Consider the following 20789-nt stretch of genomic DNA (forward strand, 5'->3'; position numbering starts at 1 on the left):
CCGGTTCAGCACGGAGCCGTGAACTAGACCTCGGGAAGCGCAGGCGGCAACGGCCCCGTCGCACTTCTTCTGGCGGGTCGCAACAGTCGGTCTGCAGGGGCCTCGACGAACCTGTGGAGTAGCCAGGCGCCGAGGATTGACGCGGCGAGGGACAGCAAGATCACGCCAACCAAGACTGCTCGCTGGTCTAGAGACAGGCCTACTCGAGGGGCGGCCTCGACAGCTACGACGATGGCGAAACAGTGAACGAGATAGAAGCAGTAAGACCAGACGCCCAGCCGGACCATGATTGGCCCTCTGAATGGTGACTGCATAGCGTGCCGGTCGGCTGACGCGCACGCAAAGACGAGGACCGCGAAGGGAACGAGGGTCACCGCCACGGGGGTGAAGGCTAGTGGCAGCATGCTGGCGCCCACCACGGCAGCAACGGTCAAGACCACGGCGCCACCGACGGGAAGCCGGAGGCGTCCGCCTGCAGTGAACTCCGCGGCAAGAAGCATTCCCATCACGAACTCGAAGGCACGCACTGGCGGGAAGAGGTACAACAACCAGTAGCCAACCGACGGTTCCACGATCGGGTGCAGCATGAGGGCTACGGCCAGCGGAACAGCCACGCAGACGACCATGCCGGCCCGCCGCGAACCGGCCTCTAGCCGGATTACCCACGGCAATAGCCAGGGGCAGATCAGGTAGAAGAACGCCTCGCAGGACAGGCTCCAGAAAGCGGCGTTAACTGCGTAGTGGATGTCATCGCTGGGGAACCACGACTGCAGGAGCATGAGCGACCATAGGTCACCGCTAGCGATACCGGCCCCGGTGGCGAGCAAGAGGACGGCGCCAGCTGCCCACGCCACGACATAGGAGGGGTAGATGCGGGCTGCACGGCGCTGGTAGAACAGGCGCCTTGAATCGCCGGGTCTGTAACTCAGGGTAAGCACGAACCCGCTGAGCACGTAGAACGCCGAGACCCCCACCATCCCGGCTTTCAACACGTTCCAGTCCGAGTCCGGACTCAGCGCGCCGACCGCGGACACGTGGAACGCAAAGACTAGAAGTGCTGCATAGGCACGCACGCCTGTCAGCGAGTCGGCCCGCACCGGCGCTGGAGGGGTCACACAAGCGTCTTCAGGTCGGTGGTCGCGGCGTCGGCCATCAGTTCGGCGCCGTCATCGTTGGCGTGAACGCCGTCGTCGCTAAGCCCGTCGGCCCAAGTCCCATCGTCATCGGCGACCGGTGTGTACACGTCGAGCAGTGTGATGCCCTCGGTGTCTGCCCAAGCGGTTAGGAGGTCGTTAGCAGCCGCTACCTCCATCCCGCGCTCGTCGGACGGCGGAAGTAACGACAACGCGATCTCCGTGCCTCCCTCGGCCGCGTCCAGGACGAGCTGCTCGACCGCCTCGGCCGTCTCTAGGGCCGTCGCGCCGCCCAGTAGGTCGTTGGTGCCGGCCGACACGATGACGACGTCACTCCCACGCACGGCGGATAAGCCCTCCCGCACCGCCGCAGTGTTGCCGCCCGGGTAGGAGGCATACTTGCCCACTTCTGCACCCGGTACCGCGCCCGCTTCGACGGTGATCCGGAACCAAGAATTAGCATTGTAAATGTGCGAGTCCGACAGCGCGGAGATCCTGGTGGGGCCGAGGGCGAGCTCCTCACCCGCCTGCTCTGCAGGCTCGCGATTCAGTGTGGCCGTCCAGACCAAGATCATCACCGCGGTTAGTACTGCAATTCCGGCGATCGGCAGTGCCCGCGTCATGCACGGAATGCTACGGCGTCACTCAACGCCGCCCGGTCGCCCCCACAGCCGGGCTCGGCTGAGCCACGCCTTTCGGGGGTGGTTCCAATGCCCAGCCAATCAAGCGAACACTGGCGCCGACGCCGTACTCAGCGGACCGCTCCCCGGCGGCGCCTACGACAGGCAGGCCCAAGTTCCGAGACCAGAGCGGAAAATCTTGTTCGTCATCGTCCGCAGAAACGGTGCAAGCAGCGTCAGCTCGGCCGTCGTCGCCGCGCTGAACCCGCGAGCGTCGAGCCAGCGTGGCTGCTCCGTCCCTGCGCTAACTGCCGGCGCCAGGGTCGCCAGCGCGGGGGACTTGGGTAGGGGTGGTGCCAGCTTGCGGATGAGCCGCCGATCACGAATGGCTCACCATGTGTGGGCGACGGGTTAGCGGTGAACGAGCTAGCAGTGGAAGCACTGGCAGCGCATCGGGGGTCTAGGGACGGGTTAACTGGCTCCGATTGGGGTTGGGCCACCTTGCTGCTTGGCGTGTTGCACACCCACTCCGCGCCGGCCGCCCATCTCTGTCGGTGACCGGCACTGCGCAGACGCAGCGTCCCCCGCTCGGTTCGGCGCCACCGTGACACGGTGCCGCCCAAGCCGAGAGCGCCGGGGGTTGATTGCTGACCACGGCCTGGGCGGCCCGCCCCCCCCACGACGGGGCACGTGGTCGCGCAGGTTCACCGCTTGATGAGAGTGAAAATCACGCACCCGTAGTCGATGTCGAACGTACGGCTGCCCTCGGGACTGCGGGGGTCGAGGTCGCGGCGCAACTCGTTGTCGTCGCCAACGGCGGCGGTTCGCTGAATTTCAAACGCCGGGCTGATCATGTCGAGGAGTCGGGGGATACCGAACAGGCGATGAGCATCGAACTCGACGCGCTCGCGGCAGCTGATCGGAACCGAGAAGTAGAAGGTACCGCCGGGCCGGAGCATCCTGGTCAGATTTTCCCAGCCACGGAGGTGGCCGTCGGGGTCGATAGGGTCGCCGTAGCGGCCGAGGCCAAAGTGCTCAAGTGTGTGCAGGCACGAGAGCGAGTCGGTGTAATTGTCGAACTTTGGGTCCTCGATCATCAGGTCGCGCTGGGCAAAGTCGATGTTGCTGGCGGTGCTGCGAAGCGGTCGAATATCGAGGAACTCGACGGGCATGAAGGTTGCGACGTGGGCGACGAAACCGTCCACGCGTGAACCTGCGTCGACGTGGCGGTCGGGCCCGGCGGCGAAGATCTGCTGGGCGACGTAGAGATCTTGGTGAAAGTACTGCCCGGTGCCCACGCCACCCTCGTCGTACCGGTCCGATAGACAGGGCCAGTCGGTTCCTAGCGCCCAGTCGCTGTCCTTCGAGCGGGCCACGAAGTCACGGCGGTTGGCGCGGAAGGTTCGCAGCCCCTTGATGCTGTTTGCGGTGCGGCGGGGATCAAGGCCGAGCGAGCGCACCGAACGCTTCAATGTCATGGCTCCGGATCCTGCCACGGCCTGTCGCGCGCCGGGCGCGTTGTTGCGCACGGCCGGATTGGCAACCGGGGCAAGCGACCGCCCCTGTGATCTCGGCGGTATGCGTATCGGGCGTCCCGCCGAGGGCGCGGCCCCACAGACATCACCGTCGGTTCGATGCTGGCAAGAGTGCCTCCCGGCTGCTACATAGGCTGTTCACCTTGGGGTGTAGTTGACCAGGCGCGAGGACCGATGAGCCAGTACGACGTGAGCATCTGATACGAGCCTGGCGCCAGGGGCGCCGGTAGCCTGCAGTCATGCCTGACCCCGATATGCCCGTCGTCGTCGCAGAGATCCAGCGCTCCGGCTTCGCGGAGGGACACCACTACGGCTCCGTGGTGGCGCTGGCCACCGACGCGTCGGTGGACTGGTCGGTGGGAGCGGTGGCGACCCCGGTGCTGCCGCGCTCGTGCAACAAGCCGCTGCAGGCGCTGGCGATGGTGGAGGCCGGGCTCGACCTGCCGCCCGACCTGCTGGCCCAGGCCTGTGCCTCCCACTCGGGGGAGCCGTTCCACATCGAAGCGGTGCGGCGCATCCTGGCCACCGCCGACCTCGACGAGGCGCTGCTGCAGACCCCGCCCGACTACCCGCTCGACGACGAGGCGCGGGAGGCCGTCGTGCGCGCCGGCGGGTCGCGCGCGCCGATCCTGATGAACTGCTCGGGCAAGCACGCCGCCATGCTCGTCACCTGCGTGGTCAACGGCTGGGACCTCGACACCTACCTCCACGACGACCACCCGCTGCAACAGGCCGTGCTGGCGACGTTCGAGCGGATGACCGGCGAGACGGTGGACGGGATCGCGGTCGACGGGTGCGGCGCGCCGCTGCTGCCGACGTCGCTGGTGGGCCTGGCGCGGGCGTTCCGCGCGTTGGCGGTGGCCGAGGACGGGCCGCAGCGCCGGGTGGCCGAGGCCGTGCGCGCGTTCCCCGAGCACGTCTCTGGCACCCGCCGCGACGAGCTCGCCCTGCTGCGGGCGATCCCCGGCGCCATCGGCAAGGCCGGTGCGGAGTCCTGCTACGTCGTCGCGCTGCCCGACGGCCGTGCCTTTGCGCTCAAGACCGACGATGGCGCGCCGCGGGTGCGGCCGGTGCTGATGGCCGCCGCGTTGCACCGCAGCGGCGTGGACGCCGAGCCCGGCGTCGACGGCGACGCCGTGCGGCGCACGGGCGTGCTCGAGCTCCTCGGTGGCGGCGTGCCGGTGGGACGCATCGTCGCGACGTTCTGATCGCTGGCAGCGAGTCGTCAGAGTCCGCCGCACGCGCTGCTAGCCCGGCAAGCGGCCTCGTGCCCCGGATCTGTGGGCCCGTGTGAGCCGTTGCACAGTGCTAGCTGGTTGCAAGCGCTAGCAGTTGCTAGCACAGTGGAGGCATGGCACAGGGAAAGGTCGGCAAGACCGTCGGGTCGCTCGGCGACTACCTCAAGGAGCAGCGCACCGCCGCGCAGCTCTCCTTGCGGCAGCTCGCCCAGCAGGCCGGCGTCTCCAACCCCTACCTGAGCCAGATCGAGCGCGGGCTGCGCAAGCCGTCTGCCGAGGTCCTGCAGCAGATCGCCAAGGCGCTGCGAATCTCGGCGGAGCAGCTCTACGTGCACGCCGGCATCGTCAGCCCCGACGACGGAGTCGGCGGCGACGTGGAGGTCGCCGTCCTGAACGACGCGGCGCTCACCGAGCGGCAGAAGCAGTCGTTGCTCGACGTCTACCAGTCGTTCCTCTCGCTCAACGCCGCGGCCCAGCCGCCGGCGCCGGGCGACGAGGCCTGAACCACCCATCACCGGGCCCGGCGCGAGCCGGCCCACCAGCACAGGAGGTACCAGACATGGCGAAGACCAAGTTCGACATCAAGACCGAGGCGACCAAGGGGCTCTACGTCGGCGCCGGCGTGGCCGACCTCGCCGTCGAGGCCGTCCGCGACTACGTCGCCGACGTGCAGAAGAAGCTCGTCGACGTGCAGAAGGACGTCGCCGGGAAGGTCGGCGGGGTGCAGACACGCGTCGCCGAGTTCTCGCCCGTCACCCTGCGCGACAAGGCCACCGGGGCCGTCGGCTCCCGCGTCGAGACCCTCTCCGACGAGGCCAAGGCCCGCCGCAGCGCCGTCGAGGCCCGCGTCGCCGAGCTCCAGGGCGAGGCCCTCGCGCTCCCCACCCGCGTGCAGACCACTGCCACCTCCGCCTACGCCGACCTCGCCAAGCGTGGTGAGGTGCTCGTGGGTCGCATCCGCAACCAGGAGGCCACCCAGGCGGCCGTGACCGGGGCGAAGTCGACCCAGGCCCGCGCCAAGACCACCGCCACCCAGGCCAGCAAGTCGGCCAAGGCCACCACCAAGCAGGCCTCGACCTCGGCCAAGGCGACGACCACCACGGCCAAGAAGTCGGCCAAGGCCACCACTGGCACCGCCAAGAAGACGGCCTCTGCCACCGCCAGCACCGCCAAGGCGTCGGCCTCCACCACGGCCGACAGCGCCAAGACCGCGGCCAAGCGCACCACGACCGCCAGCAAGACCGCGGCGAAGAAGACGACCACCACGGCCGCCAAGACCTCGGGCCCGGCGAAGTCGAGCGCGAAGGCCACCACGACCGCCGCGAAGAAGACCGCCTCCGCCGCCGGCGAGGCCGTCACCGACGCCGCGTCGAAGGTCGGCGACTGAAGGACCGATGAGGAGCAGCTGCGGCTGTTCTGAACCGCGAGACCCCCGGGCCCACGGCCCGGGGGTCTCCTGCGTCCACGGCTGTGGGCCGAGCCGGTAGGCTACGGCCGTGTCGAACGTCTCCGAGCTCGAGCTGGGCTTCTACCTCGTCCTCACGTTCGCGCTGCTGGTGGTGAAGATCTTCGCGTTCGTCAACGCGCTGATGTTCTCCGCTGAGTCCTACGAGGCCGCCGGCAAGCTCACCAAGGTCGGCTGGAGCCTGATCCTGGGCATCGGGGTGGTCGTGCAGGTGCTGTTCCTGAACTCTCCGATCGGCCTGCTCAACCTGGTGTTCACCATCGCGGCGCTGGTCTACCTGGCCGACGTGCGCCCCGCGCTGGCCGGGTTGAAGAGAAGGTGACCAATCGGCGACATCGTCGCCGTGGGGCCTCAGGCCCCCTTACCCTTTGCTTTGTCACGGTGAGGGCTGCCGTCGACGACACCTGCTGCCGCCGACACGTGTAAGGGGTTCGCCACCATGGCTGGAGAGTTCGAGAACCGTCCTTGGGGGGCGTGGTACGTCCTCGACGAGGCCGACGGGTTCAAGGTCAAGCGCATCGACGTGCTGCCGCACTCGCGGCTTTCGTACCAGACCCACGAGCACCGCGCCGAGCACTGGTTCGTGGTGACCGGCAAGGCCACCTGCGTCATCGACGGCGAGACGGTCATCGCCGGCCCCGGGGAGACCGTGGACGTCGAGGTCGGCCAGGCGCACCGCATCATGAACGAGCAGGACGAGCTGCTGCAGATCGTGGAGATCCAGATGGGTCGCTACACCGGCGAGGACGACATCGTGCGCCTCGAGGACGACTACGACCGCTGCTGAGATTGAGACCAGCCGGGCGGAGCGGTCAGTAGGCGCCGCGGGACGCGATCACGGCGCCGACGGTCTTGGCCAGGATGGAGACGTCCTGCAGCATCGACCAGTTGTCGACGTAGTAGAGGTCGAGGCGGATGGCCTCGTCCCACGACAGGTCGGAGCGCCCGGAGACCTGCCACAGGCCCGTCATGCCCGGGCGCACCCGCAGCCGCCGTGCGGCCTCGCCCTCGTACGCCGCCACCTCGTGGGGCAGCGGCGGGCGCGGGCCCACCAGGCTCATCTCGCCGCGCACGACGTTGAACAGCTGGGGCAGCTCGTCGAGCGACAGCCGGCGCAGCAGCCGGCCGGGCCGGGTGACCCGCGGGTCGTCGCGCATCTTGAACAAGCCGCCCTCGTGGCCCGACTCGGCGTGGAGCGCAGCGAGCCGCGCCTCGGCGTCGACCACCATGGTGCGGAACTTCAGGCAGCTGAACTCCACGCCGTGGCGCCCGGTGCGGGTCTGGCGGAAGAACACCGGCCCCCCGTCGCTGCGCCTGACCGCCAGTGCGATCAGCGCGAGCAGCGGGCTGAAGACCACGATCAGGGCCAGCGAGCCGGCGAGGTCGAAGGTGCGCTTGCCCCACCGCGACGCGTCGGTCCAGGTCGGGGGATCGATGTGCATCAGCGGCAGCCCGCCCACCGGGCGCACGCGGATGCGCTCACCGGAGATGTCGGTGACGCTGGGCGCCACCACGACGTGGGTGCGCTGCTCGGAGTGCTCGAGCTCCCACACGGTCTTGCGCAGCTGACCCGCGGAGCCCAGCGCCCCGCCGGCGAAGAAGAGCACGTCGGCGCCCACCTCGCCCGCCACCCGCGCGGCCTCGTCGGCGTCGCCCAGCACCGGGATGCCGCTCGACGTCGCTGTGCTCATGTCGTAGGCGGGGGTGAGCGCCCCGATGACCTGGTAGCCCAGCCACGACTCGCGCCGCAGCACGCTGGCCACCTCGTCGACGTGGGCGCGCGACCCGGCGATCACGACCCGCTGGCCCAGCACGCCTCGCCGGCGCGCGGTGTAGAGCGCCCGGCGGAAGACGAACCGGCCGATGAGCAGCATCGGCAGCCCCAGGCCCACGGCCATCAGGAAGAAGCCGCGGGACAGCTCGAAGTTGGCCAGGTAGGCGCCCACCCCGGTGAGGCCGGCCGCCACCAGGCCGCCGTTGAACACCCGCTTGTACTCGTCGGTGCCGGCGCCGAACACGTCAGTGCGGTAGCCCCCGAGCACGGCGATCGAGCCCAGCCACCCGACCACCATCAGGGGGCCGGCGACGGTGAGCGTGCTCTCGACGTCGGCCGCGCTCGGAAAGATGTGCAACCGGCGGCGACCCACGACCGCGGCGAACCCGACCAGCGTCAGCACGACGAGGTCGATGAGCAGCGCCGAGGCCGGCAGGTACCGGAACGCGCGGGACGACGCGCCCGTCGTGGCGGCCCTCCGAGTGTCTGACAAGACGGTCATGCTGCTTCCCCCGCACCGGCCGTGAAGCGACCACCCGTCCCGAGAGGTCGAGGCATCGTCGCCGCACCCCCCGGAGTGGCTGTCGTGCAGGCCCGTGTCGGGGCGACCTGCAGGTAAAGTCGTGCCCAATGTAGGGGGCACCGACCCCCTGCCGCCAGCGGATGCGGTCAACGTCTCAGCGCCCGGCGCGAAACACCGCGTCGTGCCCCGACTCGGCCCGGTCCCGGCACAATGGCGGCTCCGGCCCGCCCACACCCGAGAGGACCACCATGCGTGGACCCACCCTGGCAGCGCTCGTGACCGTCACCGTGGTGGCCCTGGCCGGCTGCTCGGGCGGTGACGACGACGGTGGCGACGCCCCTGACGCCCAGAGCACCGAGCTCGCGCCCCCCGAGCCGACGTACGCCCCGGTCGACCTCGAGGGCAGCTGGACGCTGGAGTCGGGCGAGGTCGACGGCACCGCGCTGGAGCCGGGTGCGGCCGACGTCGACTTCACCCTCGACGGCAAGAAGCTCGAGGGCACCCTCGGGTGCAGCGACTGGACCCTGAAGTTCTCCCAGGACGACTTCGGCCTCACCTTCGGCGGTGGCAGCTCGAGCCCCGCGCAGTGCACGCCCGCCGAGGAGGACCTCGAGCAGCAGCTGCTCGACGGCCTCGGCGAGGTGCGCTCGGGCACCCGCACCGACTCCGGGCTCGAGCTCGTGGGCGACGACACCACGCTCGTGCTCCGGCCGTCCTGACGACGCCACCACCCCGCTGACTAACCTGGCCGGATGCAGCGTGCTCTCGCGACCGGGGTCTTCCTGGTCATCTCCGCGCTGACGGGGCTGCTGTTGGCCGGCCACGGCCCGTGGGCGGGGGAGACCATCTGGGTGCTCGACGAGCGCCACGGCCTCAACCGCGGCGACGTGCCGGTTCTGGGGCTGTGGGGCCTCGGGTCGCTGCTGTGCGCGGTGCTGTGGTGGCGCCCGCGGCGGTCCTGACCCGTCGGTCCCTGCCCGGGTGGGCCCGAGTGGTCGCAGGTGACTAGTCAGAAATGACTACGTCGCGCGCGACGAACGGCGAGTGTGTCGAGCGCCCGCCGCCGTCACGATGGTGGGGTGCCCGTCGTCGTCGTGGTCCTGGTCGCCTGGGCCCTGCTCTCCGTGCCGCTCGGCCTGGTGGTCGCCGCGGGGCTGCGACGCGGCAGGACGACTGCCGAGGCCGGCCCCCGGCCCGTCGCGCCAGCCCCCGCCTCCGGTGCCGTCGCCACGGTCGCGGACGCCTCTGCCGAGCTGTCGGAGCGCCGGACCGCCTGACCGGCCACCCACCCGCCCCTGCTCGGACACCGCGCCTCGGCGCGACGGGCCTGAAGGGGGAGGGACCGTCTCTGCCCCGGCAGTACGGTGCCGGTGACGGGGCACCGACGCGGTCGACCGCAGGTGCCCGACCCCGAGCCACCCCGCGGAGGACCTGGCAGTGACGCTCAAGCTCGGCCACCGTGAGTTCGCCGACGACGCGATGCTGATGATGGCCATCGTCAACCGCACGCCCGACTCGTTCTACGACCGCGGCGCCACCTGGGCCGAGGACCGGGCGCTCGCGCGGGTGGCGCAGGTCGTGGCCGAGGGCGCCGAGATCGTCGACATCGGCGGCATCAAGGCCGCACCGGGCGTCGAGGTCGACGCCGCGGAGGAGAAGGCCCGCGTCGTCGACTTCGTCGCGCAGGTGCGCGAGGCCCACCCCGACGTCGTCATCTCCGTCGACACCTGGCGCGCGGAGGTCGGCCGGGCCGTGTGCGCTGCGGGCGCCGACGTGCTCAACGACGCCTGGGGCGGGGCCGACCCCGAGCTCGTCGACGCCGCCGCCGAGGCCGGCGCCGCCGTGGTCTGCACCCACACCGGCGGCGCCACCCCCCGCACCCGCCCCCACCGCGTCGAGTACGACGACGTCGTGGCGGCCGCCATCGCCGACACCACCGCCTACGCCGACCGCGCCGTCGCCGCCGGCGTCGACCCCCGCAGCGTGGTCATCGACCCCGCCCACGACTTCGGCAAGAACACCTTCCACTCCCTCGAGGTCACCCGCCGCCTGGGCGAGATGGTGGCCACCGGCCGGCCCGTGCTCGTCTCGCTGTCGAACAAGGACTTCGTCGGGGAGTCGCTCGACCTGCCCGTCGGCGAGCGCCTCGTCGGCACCCTGGCCGCCACCGCGCTCTGCGCCCAGGCCGGCGCCCGCATCTACCGCGTGCACGAGGTCGTCGAGACACGGCAGACCGTCGACATGGTCAACACCGTGCTCGGACGCCGCCGGCCCGCCCGCGCGATCCGGGGGCTGGCGTGAGCGCCCCGGGCGGGGCGCGGGTCGTGCTGGTGCCGGGCGTGCCCGCGCTGCTCCCGTCGTACGCCGGGCAGGCCGACCCGGTCGCCGAGCTGCGCGCCGCGTGCCTGGGCGCCGTGGGGTGGCTGGCCGGCGACGGCCGGGCCGTCGAGGTCGTGGGTGATCCGCAAGGTGCGCGGGTGGGGCGGGCACTGCTCGCCGTTGCGGGGGTCTCGACGACGCTCGTCGCTGGCGCTCCTCGCTGCTCGACCACCGGGGGTGGGGATTCCGGTCGTCGGTCGAGCAGGGCCCCCCAGGGCCCGTATCGAGACCCGGCGGCTCCGAGCGAGGGTGGTTTCGAGACGCTCGCTGGCGCTCGCTCCTCAACCACCGAGGCCGACGCCGGTGGCGCTCGCTCCTCGACCGCCGAGGCGGCGTACCTGGTGGTCGCGAACGGGTCGGCGCGGCGCGGGGAGAAGGCGCCGGGGCACCTCGACCCCCGCGCTGCGGACTTCGACGCGGGCCTGGGGGAGGCCCTCCGTCGAGCCGCCGGAGACGACCTGACACGCTTGGACCGCGAGCTCGCGGAGCAGCTGCTGGTCGGCCACGTCGACGGGTTCGTGACGCTGGGCCGGCTCCTCGGGGGCGGACAGGGGGCCTGGCGGGCAGAGGTGGACTACGCCGACGACCCGTTCGGCGTGCAGTACTGGGTGATGAGGTGGACATGCGAGTCCTGATCGGTCCCGACACGAGCAATCCCGACCACGTCGACGACGACGACCTGCGCCGGCTCTACGCCGCCCCGTCGACGCCGTGGCTGCGCGCCAACATGGTCAGCACCGTCGACGGCAGCGCCAGCGGCGAGACCGGCGTCAGCGGCAACATCAACAACGCCGCCGACAAGCGTGTCTTCGACACCCTGCGCAGCCTGGCCGACGTGGTCATCGTGGGCGCCGGCACGGCCAAGGCGGAGGGCTACCGGCCCGCCGGCGTGCCGATCGTGCTGGTGAGCCGCAAGGCGCAGGTGCCGCCGTCGCTGCGCGACGCCCCGGCCGGCTCGGTCTACCTCGCCACCTGCTCGCGCTCCGACGGCATCGACGAGGCGCGCGACGTCCTGGGCGAGGAGCACGTGCTGACCCTCGGCTCCCACCGCGTCGACCTGCCGCTGCTCAAGCAGAGCCTCGCCGAGCGCGGCTGGGGCAACATGCTCTGCGAGGGCGGGCCCCACCTGCTGCGCGACATGGTCTTCCAGGGCTGCGTCGACGAGCTGACCGGCACCACCGTGCCGCGCCTGGTGGCCGGCCACAACGGTCGGATCACCGAGGGCGCCCCCATCGACAAGCCGCTCGACCTCACCCTGCTGCTCGAGGACAACGGCACCCTGCTGGGGCGCTGGCGCGTCGGCGCCTGAGCATGAGCGACGACACGACCCGCCGGGTGCTGGTGCGCTCGGGCAAGCTGCCGAGCTCGGCGATCGACGGGCCCTCGGCCCTGCAGGACAACGTGATGGCCGGCAACGTCGGCAACTTCATGTTCGCCCACGCCGTCTTCCGGGCCCTGGCGGTGCCGGGCACGACGCTGGTCTCCGACCACCTGCGCTTCGACCGCTCGGCCGCCACCCTGCGCCAGCAGGCCCGGGTGCGCGAGCAGTACGACGCCTTCGTGCTGCCGCTGGCCAACGCGTTCCGCCCCGCCTTCCGCGACCAGCTCGACAACCTCAGCACCCTCATCGAGACCCTCGACATCCCCGTCGTGGTCGTCGGCGTGGGCGCGCAGACCTCCCACGACGACCACGCCGGGGACGAGCTCGCCGACGTCGCCCCGTCGGTGAAGCGGTTCGTCTCGGCGGTGCTCGAGCGCTCCGCCAGCATCGGGGTGCGTGGCGAGCGCACCGCCGAGCACCTGCGCCGCCTCGGCTTCCCCGACGACGCCGTCGAGGTCATCGGCTGCCCGTCGGCGTACCTGCACGGCCCCGGCTTCCGCATCGCCGAGCGCCCCGGCCCGCTCGGTCCCGACAGCCGGGTGGCGCTCAACCACACCCCCGGCATCCCCGCGCTGCGCGACTTCGTCGACCACCACGCCGCGGCCTACCCGCGCTCGACGTACGTCGGCCAGGACGCCCGCGAGCTCGACCTGCTGCTGTGGGGGGCCGAGTCGCCCTCGATGGCCTCGACCCACGGCCTGCCCTACACCCTCGACCACCCCTACGTCGCCGAGGGCCGGATGCGGGTCTACCTCGACCCCACGACCTGGATGGGCGACCTCGCCGACGCCGACTTCGTGGTCGGCACCCGCTTCCACGGCGCGATGGCCGCGCTGCTCGGCGGGGCCCCGGCGATGGTGCTGGCCCACGACTCGCGCACCGTCGAGCTGGCCGCCCACCTCGGGGTGCCGCACGTGCTGCCCGGCGAGCTGCGCCCCGGCCTCGACGCCGCCAAGCTCGCCGAGCGCTACGACCCGTCGGCCTGGAACGACGGGCACGACGCGCGGTTCGCGACGTACGCCGCCTTCCTCGAACGCAACGGCCTGCCCCACGTGTGGCAGGGCGACGGCACCTCCGAGCTCGACGCCCGCGTCGCCGCCGCACCGCTGCCCGCCCCGGTCGCGCCGCTGCCCGCCGGCCCCGACCCGCTGGTGCTCGAGCGGCTGCGCTGGATGCGCGAGCGGCAGGGGAGCAGCGACACGGTGGTCAACCAGCGGCTCGCGCAGGTGCGCCAGCAGCTGCAGGAGGCCCGCCGCACGGTGCGCCACCACGAGGAGCGCCTCGAGCGCCAGGCGCGTCGTCTCGACCGCCTCGAGCAGCGCCTGAACGGCCCGGACGGACCCGCCGCGCAGTGACCTCCGCGGCGGTCGTCGACGTGCTCCGCACCACTTCGTGAAAAGTTTCACAAAGGGTTCGGAGGGGGTGCCGACCGGCGTAGCGTCGGGGACGTGGAACCCCTCGTATCGCTCCTGACCCTGGCCGCCGAGGAGCCCGCCGGACTGATGCCGGCCCGCCAGCAGATGGCGCTGTCGCTGGGCTGGCACATCGTGCTCGCCTGCTTCGGCGTCGCCTTCCCCTCCATCATCTTCGCGATGCACTGGCGCGGCATCTACCGCGACGACCCGGTGGCGCTCGGCCTGGCCCAGCGCTGGTCGAAGGTCTCCGCGGTGCTCTTCGCGATCGGTGCGGTCTCTGGCACCGTGCTGTCCTTCGAGTTCGGCGTGCTGTGGCCGGGGCTGATGAGCCGCTTCGGCGACGTGCTGGGCCTGCCGTTCGCCTTCGAGGGCCTCGCGTTCTTCCTCGAGGCCATCTTCCTCGGCATCTACCTCTACGGCTGGGGCCGCATCCCTCCGAAGAGGCACCTGCTGATGCTGGTGCCGATGGCGGTGACCGGCGTGGTCGGCACCTTCTGCGTGCTGGCGGTCAACGCCTGGATGAACAACCCCACCGGCTTCCGCATCGTCGACGGCGAGGTCGTCGACGTGCAGCCGTGGGTGGCGTTCCTCAACGACGGCGTGTGGCTGCAGTTCTTGCACATGTGGGTGGCGGCGTTCATGGTCGCCGGCTTCGCGATCAGCGCGGTGTACGCCGCCGGCATGCTGCGCGGGCGCCGCGACCGCCACCACCGCCTCGGCTTCACCGTGCCGTTCGTCTTCGCCTCCGTCGCCGCGCTGCTGCAGCCGGTGGTCGGTCACCTGCTCGGCGGACGCCTCGCCGAGACCCAGCCGGCCAAGCTGGCCGCCTTCGAGCTGGCGCTGGAGACCGAGAGCCCCTCGCCGCTGCGCCTGGGCGGGCTGGTCATCGACGGGGAGGTCCGCTACGCCCTCGACATCCCCTACCTCGGCTCGCTGATCGCGCGCAGCTCGTTCACCGAGCCCGTGCAGGGCCTCGACACGATCCCGCTCGACGAGCAGCCCCCGCTCAACATCACCCACCTCGCCTTCCAGTCGATGGTCGGCATCGGGACGCTGCTGGCCCTGGCCGTGGTGGTGTTCTGGCTGGCGCGCTGGCGCGGCCACGACCTGCTGGGCCACCGCTGGTTCCTGCGCGGCGCCGTGCTGGCCGGGCCGCTGGCCGTGGTGGCCCTCGAGGCCGGCTGGATCGCCACCGAGGTCGGCCGCCAGCCGTGGGTGGTCTACGGCGTCATGCGCACCACCGAGGCCGCCGGCGACAACCCCGGGCTGTGGTGGATGTTCGGCATCTCGTTCGTCGTCTACTCCCTGATGACCCTCGGTGCCGTGGTCGTGCTGCGCTCGATGGCCCGGCGCTGGCGCGACGGCGACGAGGACCTGCCCAGTCCCTACGGGCCCGAGCGCGAGTCGGTGGACGCATGAGCCTCGAGCTGGCGGTGGCCGCCGCCCTCTTCGCCGGGCTGCTGGCCTACGCGCTGCTCGGCGGCGCCGACTTCGGCTCGGGGTTCTACGACCTCACCGCCGGCGGCAGCCGTCGCGGCGCCGAGCTGCGCACCCAGGTCGACCACAGCCTCGGCCCGGTGTGGGAGGCCAACCACGTGTGGCTGATCTACGTGCTCGTCGTGTGGTGGACCGGCTTCCCCGAGTCGTTCGCGGTCACCATGAGCACCCTGATCCTGCCGATGCTGTTCGCGCTGCTCGGCATCGTGCTGCGCGGGGCGTCCTTCGCCTTCCGCAAGTACGCCGGCACGCTGGGCCAGGCGCGGCTCTTCGGGGCGGTCTTCGCGGCCTCCTCGCTGATCACGCCGTTCTTCCTCGGCGCGGTGGCCGGCGCCATCGCCTCGGGGCGGGTGCCGGCCCAGGGGCGCGGCGACGTGTGGGGCTCCTGGCTGACCCCCACGTCGATGTTCGGCGGCGTGATCGCCGTCGGCACCTGCGCCTTCCTGGCCGGCTGCTTCCTCGTCGCCGACGCCCACCGGGCCGGCCGCGAGCGGCTCACCGCCCAGCTGCGCCGCCGTACCCTCGGGGTGGGCGTGGTGACCGGGCTGGTGGTCTTCGCCGCGCTGGTGCCGCTGGCCGACGACGCCCCCACGCTGTGGGCCGGGCTGACCGGCCGGGCGCTGCCGCTGGTGGTCGGCTCGGCGGTGGCCGGGGCCGCCACCCTCGCCCTGCTCTGGACCGGCCGCTACGGCCTCGCCCGGCTCACCGCCGTCGCCGCGGTGGCCGCGGTGGTGAGCGGCTGGGGCGTCGGGCAGTACCCGTGGCTGCTGGTCGACGAGGTGCGGATCGTGGACGCCGCCGGCGCCGACGCCACCCTGGCCGCGCTGCTGGTGGCCGTCGGCATCGCCGGCGCTGTGGTGCTGCCCGCGCTGGCGTACCTGTTCTCGCTCACGCAGTCGGAGAAGTGGGCCGACGCGGCCCACTGAGCCGTCAGGCGGACCTCAGGCGGGGTCAGGCGGTCGCGGTGGCCAGCACCAGCCGGTAGCGGACGTCGTTCCGGGCCACCCGGTCGAGAGCCTCGTCGACCTGCGCCAGCGGCAGCACCTCCACGTCGGCCGTGATGCCCTGGGCGGCGCAGAAGTCGAGCAACGCCTGGGTCTGCACCGTGCCGGCGCTGCCCGAGGAGGCGAGCCGGCGGCGTCCCAGCAGCAGCGCCATCGGGTCGAAGCGCATCTCGCCGAGCACCCCCAGCGAGCACAGCGTGCCGTCGAGGTCGAGGGTGAGCAGGTACGGCGTCAGGTCGTGTCCGCCGGCGGCGGTGTCGAGCACCAGGTCGAGGCTGCCGGCGACGCCGGCCATCGCCTCGGGGTCGGTGGAGACCACCACCGCGTCGGCGCCCAGCGCGCGGGCGTCGTCGGCCTTCGCCGCCGACGTGGTGAACACCGTGGTGGTCGCGCCGAGGGCGTGGGCGAGCTTCACCGCGAGGTGGCCCAGGCCGCCGAGGCCGACCACCCCGACGCGCGTGCCGGGCCCGACGCCCCAGGCGACCAGCGGCTCCCACACGGTGACCCCGGCGCACATCAGCGGGGCGGCGCCGGCGGGGTCGAGGCCGTCGGGCAGGCGGTAGGTGAACCCCTCGCGCACCACCACCTCCCCGGCGTACGCGCCCTGGGTGCGCGAGCCGTCGACGCGGTCGGTGCCGCCGTAGGTGAGCGTCGGGAACTCCTCGCAGTAGTTCTCCTGCCCGCGCCGGCACATGCGGCACGCGCCGCAGGAGTCGAGGATGTTGCCGACCGCCACCCGGTCGCCGGGGGAGCGGTCGACGACGTCGGCGCCGACCTCGACGACCGTGCCGGTGAGCTCGTGGCCCGGCACGAGCAGCCCCTCGGGCCGCGAGCGCAGGGCGTGCAGGTCGCTGTGGCACACACCGACGAAGTCGACCCGCACCGCGACGTCGTCGGCGCGCAGGTCGCGCCGCTCCAGCGTCACCCGCTCCAGGGGCGGCAGGCCGGTGGCGCCGCTGCTGCTCTCGCCGGGGGTCGCGGGGGTGGCGGGGCCGGTCAGGCCGTAGGCGTGGGTGGATCGCACGGGGGTCCTCGTCTCGTCGGGTGGAGCAACCAACTGGTTTGTTTCACTGTAGTGGGTCGGCCGCGGGAGACAAACCGGTTGGTTACCCTGGGTGCATGGACGACACCGGTGACCGCCGCACCACCGACCGCGGCGCGGCCACCCGGGCCCGCATCCTGGAGGCCGCCGCCGAGGAGTTCGCCACCCACGGCATCGCCGGCGCGCGCGTCGACCGGGTGGCCCAGCGCGCCCGCGCCAACAAGGCGCAGATCTACACCTGGTTCGCCGGCAAGGACGAGCTGTTCGACGTGGTGCTCGACCACCACCTCACCGGCATCGTCGCCGACGTCCCGATCAGCGCCGACGACCTCGGCGACTACGCCGTGCGGCTCTACGACGACTACCTCGCCCACCCCCACGTCGTGCGCCTCGCCGCGTGGAACCGGCTCGAGCGCCGCCCCACCGGCGAGCTGCTCCACCGGCCCCGGGAGCAGGACCGGCACAAGGTGGACGCCATCGCCGCCGCCCAGGCCGCCGGCGTCGTCGACCCCGACCTCGACGCCGGCGACGTCTTCGCGCTGGTGATCGCCACCTCGATGGCGTGGTCGCCGATCAGCGCCACCTACGCCGCCAGCGCCGCCGACCCCGAGGCCGACCACGATCGCCGGCGCCGCCAGCTGCGACAGGTCGTCACCCGGATGGTGCACCCCGGCCCTGCTGACGGCCGCGCTGGCGGCCGTGCTGGCCGCCGCGGGTGACGGCGGGTGACGGCCGGCCCGCTGGCTAGGCTCGCGGGGTGAGCCTCCCGACGCACCCGCCGGCGCGCCGGCGCACCTGGCCCGTGGCCGCGGCGCTCGCGCTGGGGTTCACCGCGCTGCTGTGGGTGCTCGAGGGGATCGACAGCGCGCCCGGGGTGACCTGGGACGACGACGGCATCCGCCCGCGCACCGTCGACGGGCTGGTGGGGGTGCTGCTGGCGCCGCTGCTCCACGTCGGCTTCGACCACCTCGGCTCCAACACGCTGCTGGTGGCGCTGCTGCTGTTCCTGGTGCTGCTCGGCGACGTGGGGCGCGGCCTCGCCGCCACCGCGGTGGTCTGGCTGGTCGGCGGCCTCGCCACGTGGCTGGTCGCCCCGGCCGGCACGGTGCACCTCGGCGCCTCCGGGCTGGTGTTCGGCTGGCTGGTCTACCTCGTGCTGCGCGGGTTCGTCGCCCGGCGGGTGGGCCAGATGGCGCTCGGCGTCCTGCTGCTGGTCGCGTACGGCGGGCTGCTCTGGGGCGTGCTGCCCGGCCAGCCCGGCGTCTCCTGGCAGGGCCACCTCTTCGGCGCGCTCGCCGGCGCCCTCGCGGCGTTCGTGGTGGCCCGCCGCCGCCAGCTGTAACGCGGGGTTGTCCCTTCTGCTGCCCCGTCACGACGGGGCAGCAGAAGGGGTAACCCCGCGTTACATGAGGGTCGGGTCGTAGGGTCGGGCCCCGTGAGCCAGAGCCAGCCCGAGCTGACCGTGACCCGCACCGAGGGCGTCGTGGAGGTGGTCTTCGACCGGCCCCACCGGCACAACGCGTTCACCCGGGCGATGTACGGCGCGCTCAAGGACCTGTGCGCCGAGCTGCGCGAGGACGACGGCGTGCGGGTGCTGGTGCTGCGCGGGGCCGGCGGGCGGGCGTTCGCGGCCGGCAACGAGATCTCCGACTTCGTCGACGCCGACGCCGTGGCCTACGAGGACTGGATCCGCGACCTGCTCGAGCAGCTCTTCGCGCTCCCGCAGGTCACCGTGGCCGCCGTCGACGGCGTCTGCGTGGGGGGCGGCCTGGCCGTGGCCACCCACTGCGACCTGCGCCTGGCCACCGCCGGCTCCCGCTTCGGCTACCCCATCGCCCGCACCCTCGGCAACGCGCTGGCCGCCTCGATCGTCTACCGCTGCGCGAGCGTCTTCGGCGAGCCGATCACCCGCGAGATGCTGCTCGCCTCCCGCCTCGTCGGCGCCGACCGCGCCCACGCCGTCGGCGCGGTGATGAGCGTCGTCCCCGACCCCGTCGCCCTCGACGCCGAGCTCGCCACCCTGATCGACGGCCTGCGCAGCGCCTCCGCGGTCACCCTGCGCGCCACGAAGGGCCAGCTGCTCGACCGCGCCCGGCGCCTCGAGGCCTCCCCGGCCACCGACCACGACCTGCTGCGCGAGGTCTACACCGGCCCCGACTTCGCCGAGGGCGTGCGCGCGTTCCTCGCCAAGGAGAAGCCGGCGTTCGGCTGAGGCTCGCGGCGCGGGTTTCACCGGATATCCGGTGAAACCCTCGGTTGTCGGCCGAAGCCTCGGTCGACAACCAAGGGTTCGGGTCGACAACCCCGCCCGACCGACCCGCCCGGCGTACGACGCGCCGGGGCCCGGAATGCGGCCGGGGGCGGGGGCGTTGCCCACGGTCGTGCCCACCGACGACTCACGCCGCGTGTCCGTGCTGCTCGGGCTGCTGTTCGGCCTGGCCGGCATGGGCTCGGCGTCGGCGGCCATCGCGCTGCCGGCGATCGGGGCGGAGTTCGACACCAGCGTCGGCGGCGCCACCTGGGTGATCAGCCTCTACGCCCTCATGCTCGCCGTCACCACCGCCGTCTACGGCCGGGTCTCGGACCTGGTCGGGGTGCGCCTGCCGCTGCTGGTCGGCATCAGCCTGATGACCGGGGGAGCGCTGGTCGCGGCGTTCGCCCCGTCGTACGGCGTGCTCCTGGCCGCGCGGCTCTTCCAGGGCGCGGGCGCCGCGGCGGTGCCGACCCTCGGCGTGACGATCCTCAGCGGCCGCTACGAGGGCGCCGTGCGCGGTCTCGCGCTGGGCCGGCTGGCGGGCGTCGCGGCCGCGGTGAGCTGTCTGGGCCCGCTGCTCGGCGGCGCGGTCGAGGCCGCGTTCGGCTGGCGTGCGGTGATGGCCATCCCGATCCTCGGCGTGGCCGTGCTGCCGTTCCTGTGGCGCTCGCTGGTCGGCGAGGGCACCGGCGCGAGCCTCGACGTCCTCGGCGCCGTGCTGGTCGCGCTCACCGCCGCCGGGCTGGTGCTGCTGGTGCAGTCGCCGTCCACCGGCCTGGTCGTCGCGCTGGTGGGACTGCTGCTGCTCGTGCTCGGCGCGCCGCTGGTGGCGCTGCGGGTGCGCCGGCGACCCCACGGGTTCCTGCCGCTCGCGGTGGTGCGCAACCCGGCGGTGGTGCGCAGTGCCGTGGCCGCCGCGGCGGTGCCGGCGGCGTGGTTCGGCCAGCTGATCGCGGTGCCGGCCGTGCTCGTCGCCGAGGGCTGGGACCCCTGGCAGGTCGGGCTGCTGCTCGTGCCGAGCGCCGCCATCGCGCTGGCCGTGCCGCGGGTGGCCGGGCCGATGATCGAGCGCCTCGGCCCGCCGTGGTGCCTGGCCGTGGCCGGCGTCGTGGCCTCCGCGGCCCTGCTGGTCGCCGCCCTCGGAGCGGTGGCCGACCAGCCCCCGGTGCTGGGCGCCGCGGTGGTGCTGGTGACCTTCGCGTTCGGCCTCGGCCAGCCGGCGCTCGGCGCGGCGGTCAGCCGGTCGGTCGACGTCGACGTGCGCGGCGTCGCCCTCGGCGTGGCCACCCTGGTGTTCATGACCGGCGGGTCGGTGGGGTCCGCGGTGGTCGGCGGCCTCGGCGACGTGATCGGCATCGGCCCGAGCCTGGCGGTGCTCGCGGTGCTGCCCCTGGTGGGCCTGCTGGTGCTCGCGCCGTCGCTGCGCGGGTCCCGCCAGGACGCCGGCGCCGCCCCCGCGGTGCCGGCTGAGCCCTGAGCCGCCGACCCCTCCCGGTTCGAACTGTTTTTCTATCGTGACCTCCGCGAGG

General features: G+C 72.5%; 23 protein-coding genes. 18 read left to right on the forward strand and 5 right to left on the reverse strand.

Going from position 1 to position 20789, the window contains the following annotated elements:
- Nucleotides 1–23: 23 nt before the first annotated feature.
- The 3 genes from AC4OR8_RS06890 to AC4OR8_RS06900 form a co-directional block, all read right to left on the reverse strand.
- Entirely contained in the window at nucleotides 24–1073 is a 1050-nt protein-coding gene (locus AC4OR8_RS06890; RefSeq protein WP_492164796.1) for an acyltransferase family protein, read from the reverse strand.
- Nucleotides 1074–1111: 38 nt separating this feature from the next.
- The gene (locus tag AC4OR8_RS06895; protein ID WP_492164797.1) at nucleotides 1112–1756 is read right to left on the reverse strand and encodes an SGNH/GDSL hydrolase family protein; all 645 of its coding nucleotides are present in this window, start codon (nucleotides 1754–1756) and stop codon (nucleotides 1112–1114) included.
- Nucleotides 1757–2457: 701 nt separating this feature from the next.
- On the reverse strand, nucleotides 2458–3282 hold the full coding sequence (locus tag AC4OR8_RS06900) for a DUF268 domain-containing protein (protein ID WP_492164798.1): 825 nt from the start codon (nucleotides 3280–3282) through the stop codon (nucleotides 2458–2460).
- 245 nt (nucleotides 3283–3527) lie between these two features.
- Between AC4OR8_RS06900 and AC4OR8_RS06905 the strand changes: the two genes are divergently transcribed.
- The 5 genes from AC4OR8_RS06905 (at nucleotide 3528) to AC4OR8_RS06925 (ending at nucleotide 6778) form a co-directional block, all read left to right on the forward strand.
- Nucleotides 3528–4496 carry an asparaginase gene (locus AC4OR8_RS06905; protein WP_492164799.1) on the forward strand — a complete coding sequence of 323 codons (969 nt, stop codon included), beginning with the start codon at nucleotides 3528–3530 and terminating at the stop codon, nucleotides 4494–4496.
- Nucleotides 4497–4639: 143 nt separating this feature from the next.
- Nucleotides 4640–5029: a helix-turn-helix domain-containing protein gene (locus AC4OR8_RS06910; RefSeq protein ID WP_492164800.1), complete on the forward strand. Its 390-nt coding sequence runs from the start codon at nucleotides 4640–4642 to the stop codon at nucleotides 5027–5029.
- 56 nt (nucleotides 5030–5085) lie between these two features.
- Nucleotides 5086–5913 (forward strand): hypothetical protein, encoded by an 828-nt coding sequence (locus AC4OR8_RS06915; protein WP_492164801.1) that lies wholly within the window; start codon nucleotides 5086–5088, stop codon nucleotides 5911–5913.
- A gap of 109 nt (nucleotides 5914–6022) precedes the next feature.
- Nucleotides 6023–6313, forward strand: coding sequence for a DUF2516 family protein (locus AC4OR8_RS06920; RefSeq protein WP_492164802.1), 291 nt, complete (start codon nucleotides 6023–6025; stop codon nucleotides 6311–6313).
- 117 nt (nucleotides 6314–6430) lie between these two features.
- A complete protein-coding gene (locus AC4OR8_RS06925) occupies nucleotides 6431–6778 on the forward strand; it encodes a phosphomannose isomerase type II C-terminal cupin domain (RefSeq protein WP_492164803.1) in 348 nt (115 codons plus the stop codon).
- Nucleotides 6779–6803: 25 nt separating this feature from the next.
- Here AC4OR8_RS06925 and AC4OR8_RS06930 read toward each other — a convergent pair whose 3' ends face one another.
- Nucleotides 6804–8258, reverse strand: coding sequence for a sugar transferase (locus AC4OR8_RS06930; protein WP_492164804.1), 1455 nt, complete (start codon nucleotides 8256–8258; stop codon nucleotides 6804–6806).
- A gap of 278 nt (nucleotides 8259–8536) precedes the next feature.
- On the opposite strand from AC4OR8_RS06930, the gene AC4OR8_RS06935 reads away from it, so the two are divergent.
- The 9 genes from AC4OR8_RS06935 (at nucleotide 8537) to AC4OR8_RS06975 (ending at nucleotide 15886) form a co-directional block, all read left to right on the forward strand.
- A complete protein-coding gene (locus AC4OR8_RS06935) occupies nucleotides 8537–9007 on the forward strand; it encodes an META domain-containing protein (RefSeq protein WP_492164805.1) in 471 nt (156 codons plus the stop codon).
- Nucleotides 9008–9040: 33 nt separating this feature from the next.
- On the forward strand, nucleotides 9041–9250 hold the full coding sequence (locus AC4OR8_RS06940; protein WP_492164806.1) for a hypothetical protein: 210 nt from the start codon (nucleotides 9041–9043) through the stop codon (nucleotides 9248–9250).
- 117 nt (nucleotides 9251–9367) lie between these two features.
- A complete protein-coding gene (locus AC4OR8_RS06945) occupies nucleotides 9368–9565 on the forward strand; it encodes a hypothetical protein (protein ID WP_492164807.1) in 198 nt (65 codons plus the stop codon).
- Between the two features lie 160 nt (nucleotides 9566–9725).
- The gene (folP, locus tag AC4OR8_RS06950; RefSeq protein WP_492164808.1) at nucleotides 9726–10589 is read left to right on the forward strand and encodes a dihydropteroate synthase; all 864 of its coding nucleotides are present in this window, start codon (nucleotides 9726–9728) and stop codon (nucleotides 10587–10589) included.
- A gap of 38 nt (nucleotides 10590–10627) precedes the next feature.
- Entirely contained in the window at nucleotides 10628–11302 is a 675-nt protein-coding gene (locus AC4OR8_RS06955) for a class III extradiol ring-cleavage dioxygenase family protein (RefSeq protein WP_492164809.1), read from the forward strand.
- Nucleotides 11290–11976 (forward strand): dihydrofolate reductase family protein, encoded by a 687-nt coding sequence (locus AC4OR8_RS06960; protein WP_492164810.1) that lies wholly within the window; start codon nucleotides 11290–11292, stop codon nucleotides 11974–11976. Before AC4OR8_RS06955 ends, AC4OR8_RS06960 begins: the two co-directional genes overlap by 13 nt.
- A 2-nt stretch (nucleotides 11977–11978) precedes the next feature.
- Nucleotides 11979–13403 carry a polysaccharide pyruvyl transferase family protein gene (locus tag AC4OR8_RS06965; protein WP_492164811.1) on the forward strand — a complete coding sequence of 475 codons (1425 nt, stop codon included), beginning with the start codon at nucleotides 11979–11981 and terminating at the stop codon, nucleotides 13401–13403.
- Between the two features lie 93 nt (nucleotides 13404–13496).
- Nucleotides 13497–14882 carry a cytochrome ubiquinol oxidase subunit I gene (locus AC4OR8_RS06970; protein WP_492164812.1) on the forward strand — a complete coding sequence of 462 codons (1386 nt, stop codon included), beginning with the start codon at nucleotides 13497–13499 and terminating at the stop codon, nucleotides 14880–14882.
- Complete coding sequence (locus AC4OR8_RS06975) at nucleotides 14879–15886, forward strand: cytochrome d ubiquinol oxidase subunit II (protein ID WP_492164813.1); 1008 nt, start codon at nucleotides 14879–14881, stop codon at nucleotides 15884–15886. Before AC4OR8_RS06970 ends, AC4OR8_RS06975 begins: the two co-directional genes overlap by 4 nt.
- A gap of 25 nt (nucleotides 15887–15911) precedes the next feature.
- On the opposite strand, the gene AC4OR8_RS06980 is transcribed toward AC4OR8_RS06975, so the two are convergent.
- Nucleotides 15912–16988, reverse strand: coding sequence for an NAD(P)-dependent alcohol dehydrogenase (locus AC4OR8_RS06980; RefSeq protein ID WP_492164814.1), 1077 nt, complete (start codon nucleotides 16986–16988; stop codon nucleotides 15912–15914).
- Between the two features lie 95 nt (nucleotides 16989–17083).
- On the opposite strand from AC4OR8_RS06980, the gene AC4OR8_RS06985 reads away from it, so the two are divergent.
- From AC4OR8_RS06985 to AC4OR8_RS07000, 4 genes are all read left to right on the forward strand, one after another.
- Nucleotides 17084–17725: a TetR family transcriptional regulator gene (locus AC4OR8_RS06985; protein ID WP_492164815.1), complete on the forward strand. Its 642-nt coding sequence runs from the start codon at nucleotides 17084–17086 to the stop codon at nucleotides 17723–17725.
- A gap of 38 nt (nucleotides 17726–17763) precedes the next feature.
- Nucleotides 17764–18348 (forward strand): rhomboid family intramembrane serine protease, encoded by a 585-nt coding sequence (locus AC4OR8_RS06990; protein WP_492164816.1) that lies wholly within the window; start codon nucleotides 17764–17766, stop codon nucleotides 18346–18348.
- 93 nt (nucleotides 18349–18441) lie between these two features.
- Complete coding sequence (locus AC4OR8_RS06995) at nucleotides 18442–19218, forward strand: enoyl-CoA hydratase-related protein (RefSeq protein WP_492164817.1); 777 nt, start codon at nucleotides 18442–18444, stop codon at nucleotides 19216–19218.
- A gap of 169 nt (nucleotides 19219–19387) precedes the next feature.
- Nucleotides 19388–20737: an MFS transporter gene (locus tag AC4OR8_RS07000; protein ID WP_492164818.1), complete on the forward strand. Its 1350-nt coding sequence runs from the start codon at nucleotides 19388–19390 to the stop codon at nucleotides 20735–20737.
- Nucleotides 20738–20789 lie beyond the last annotated feature (52 nt).

This window comes from Nocardioides sp. FY1077, assembly GCF_058681775.1.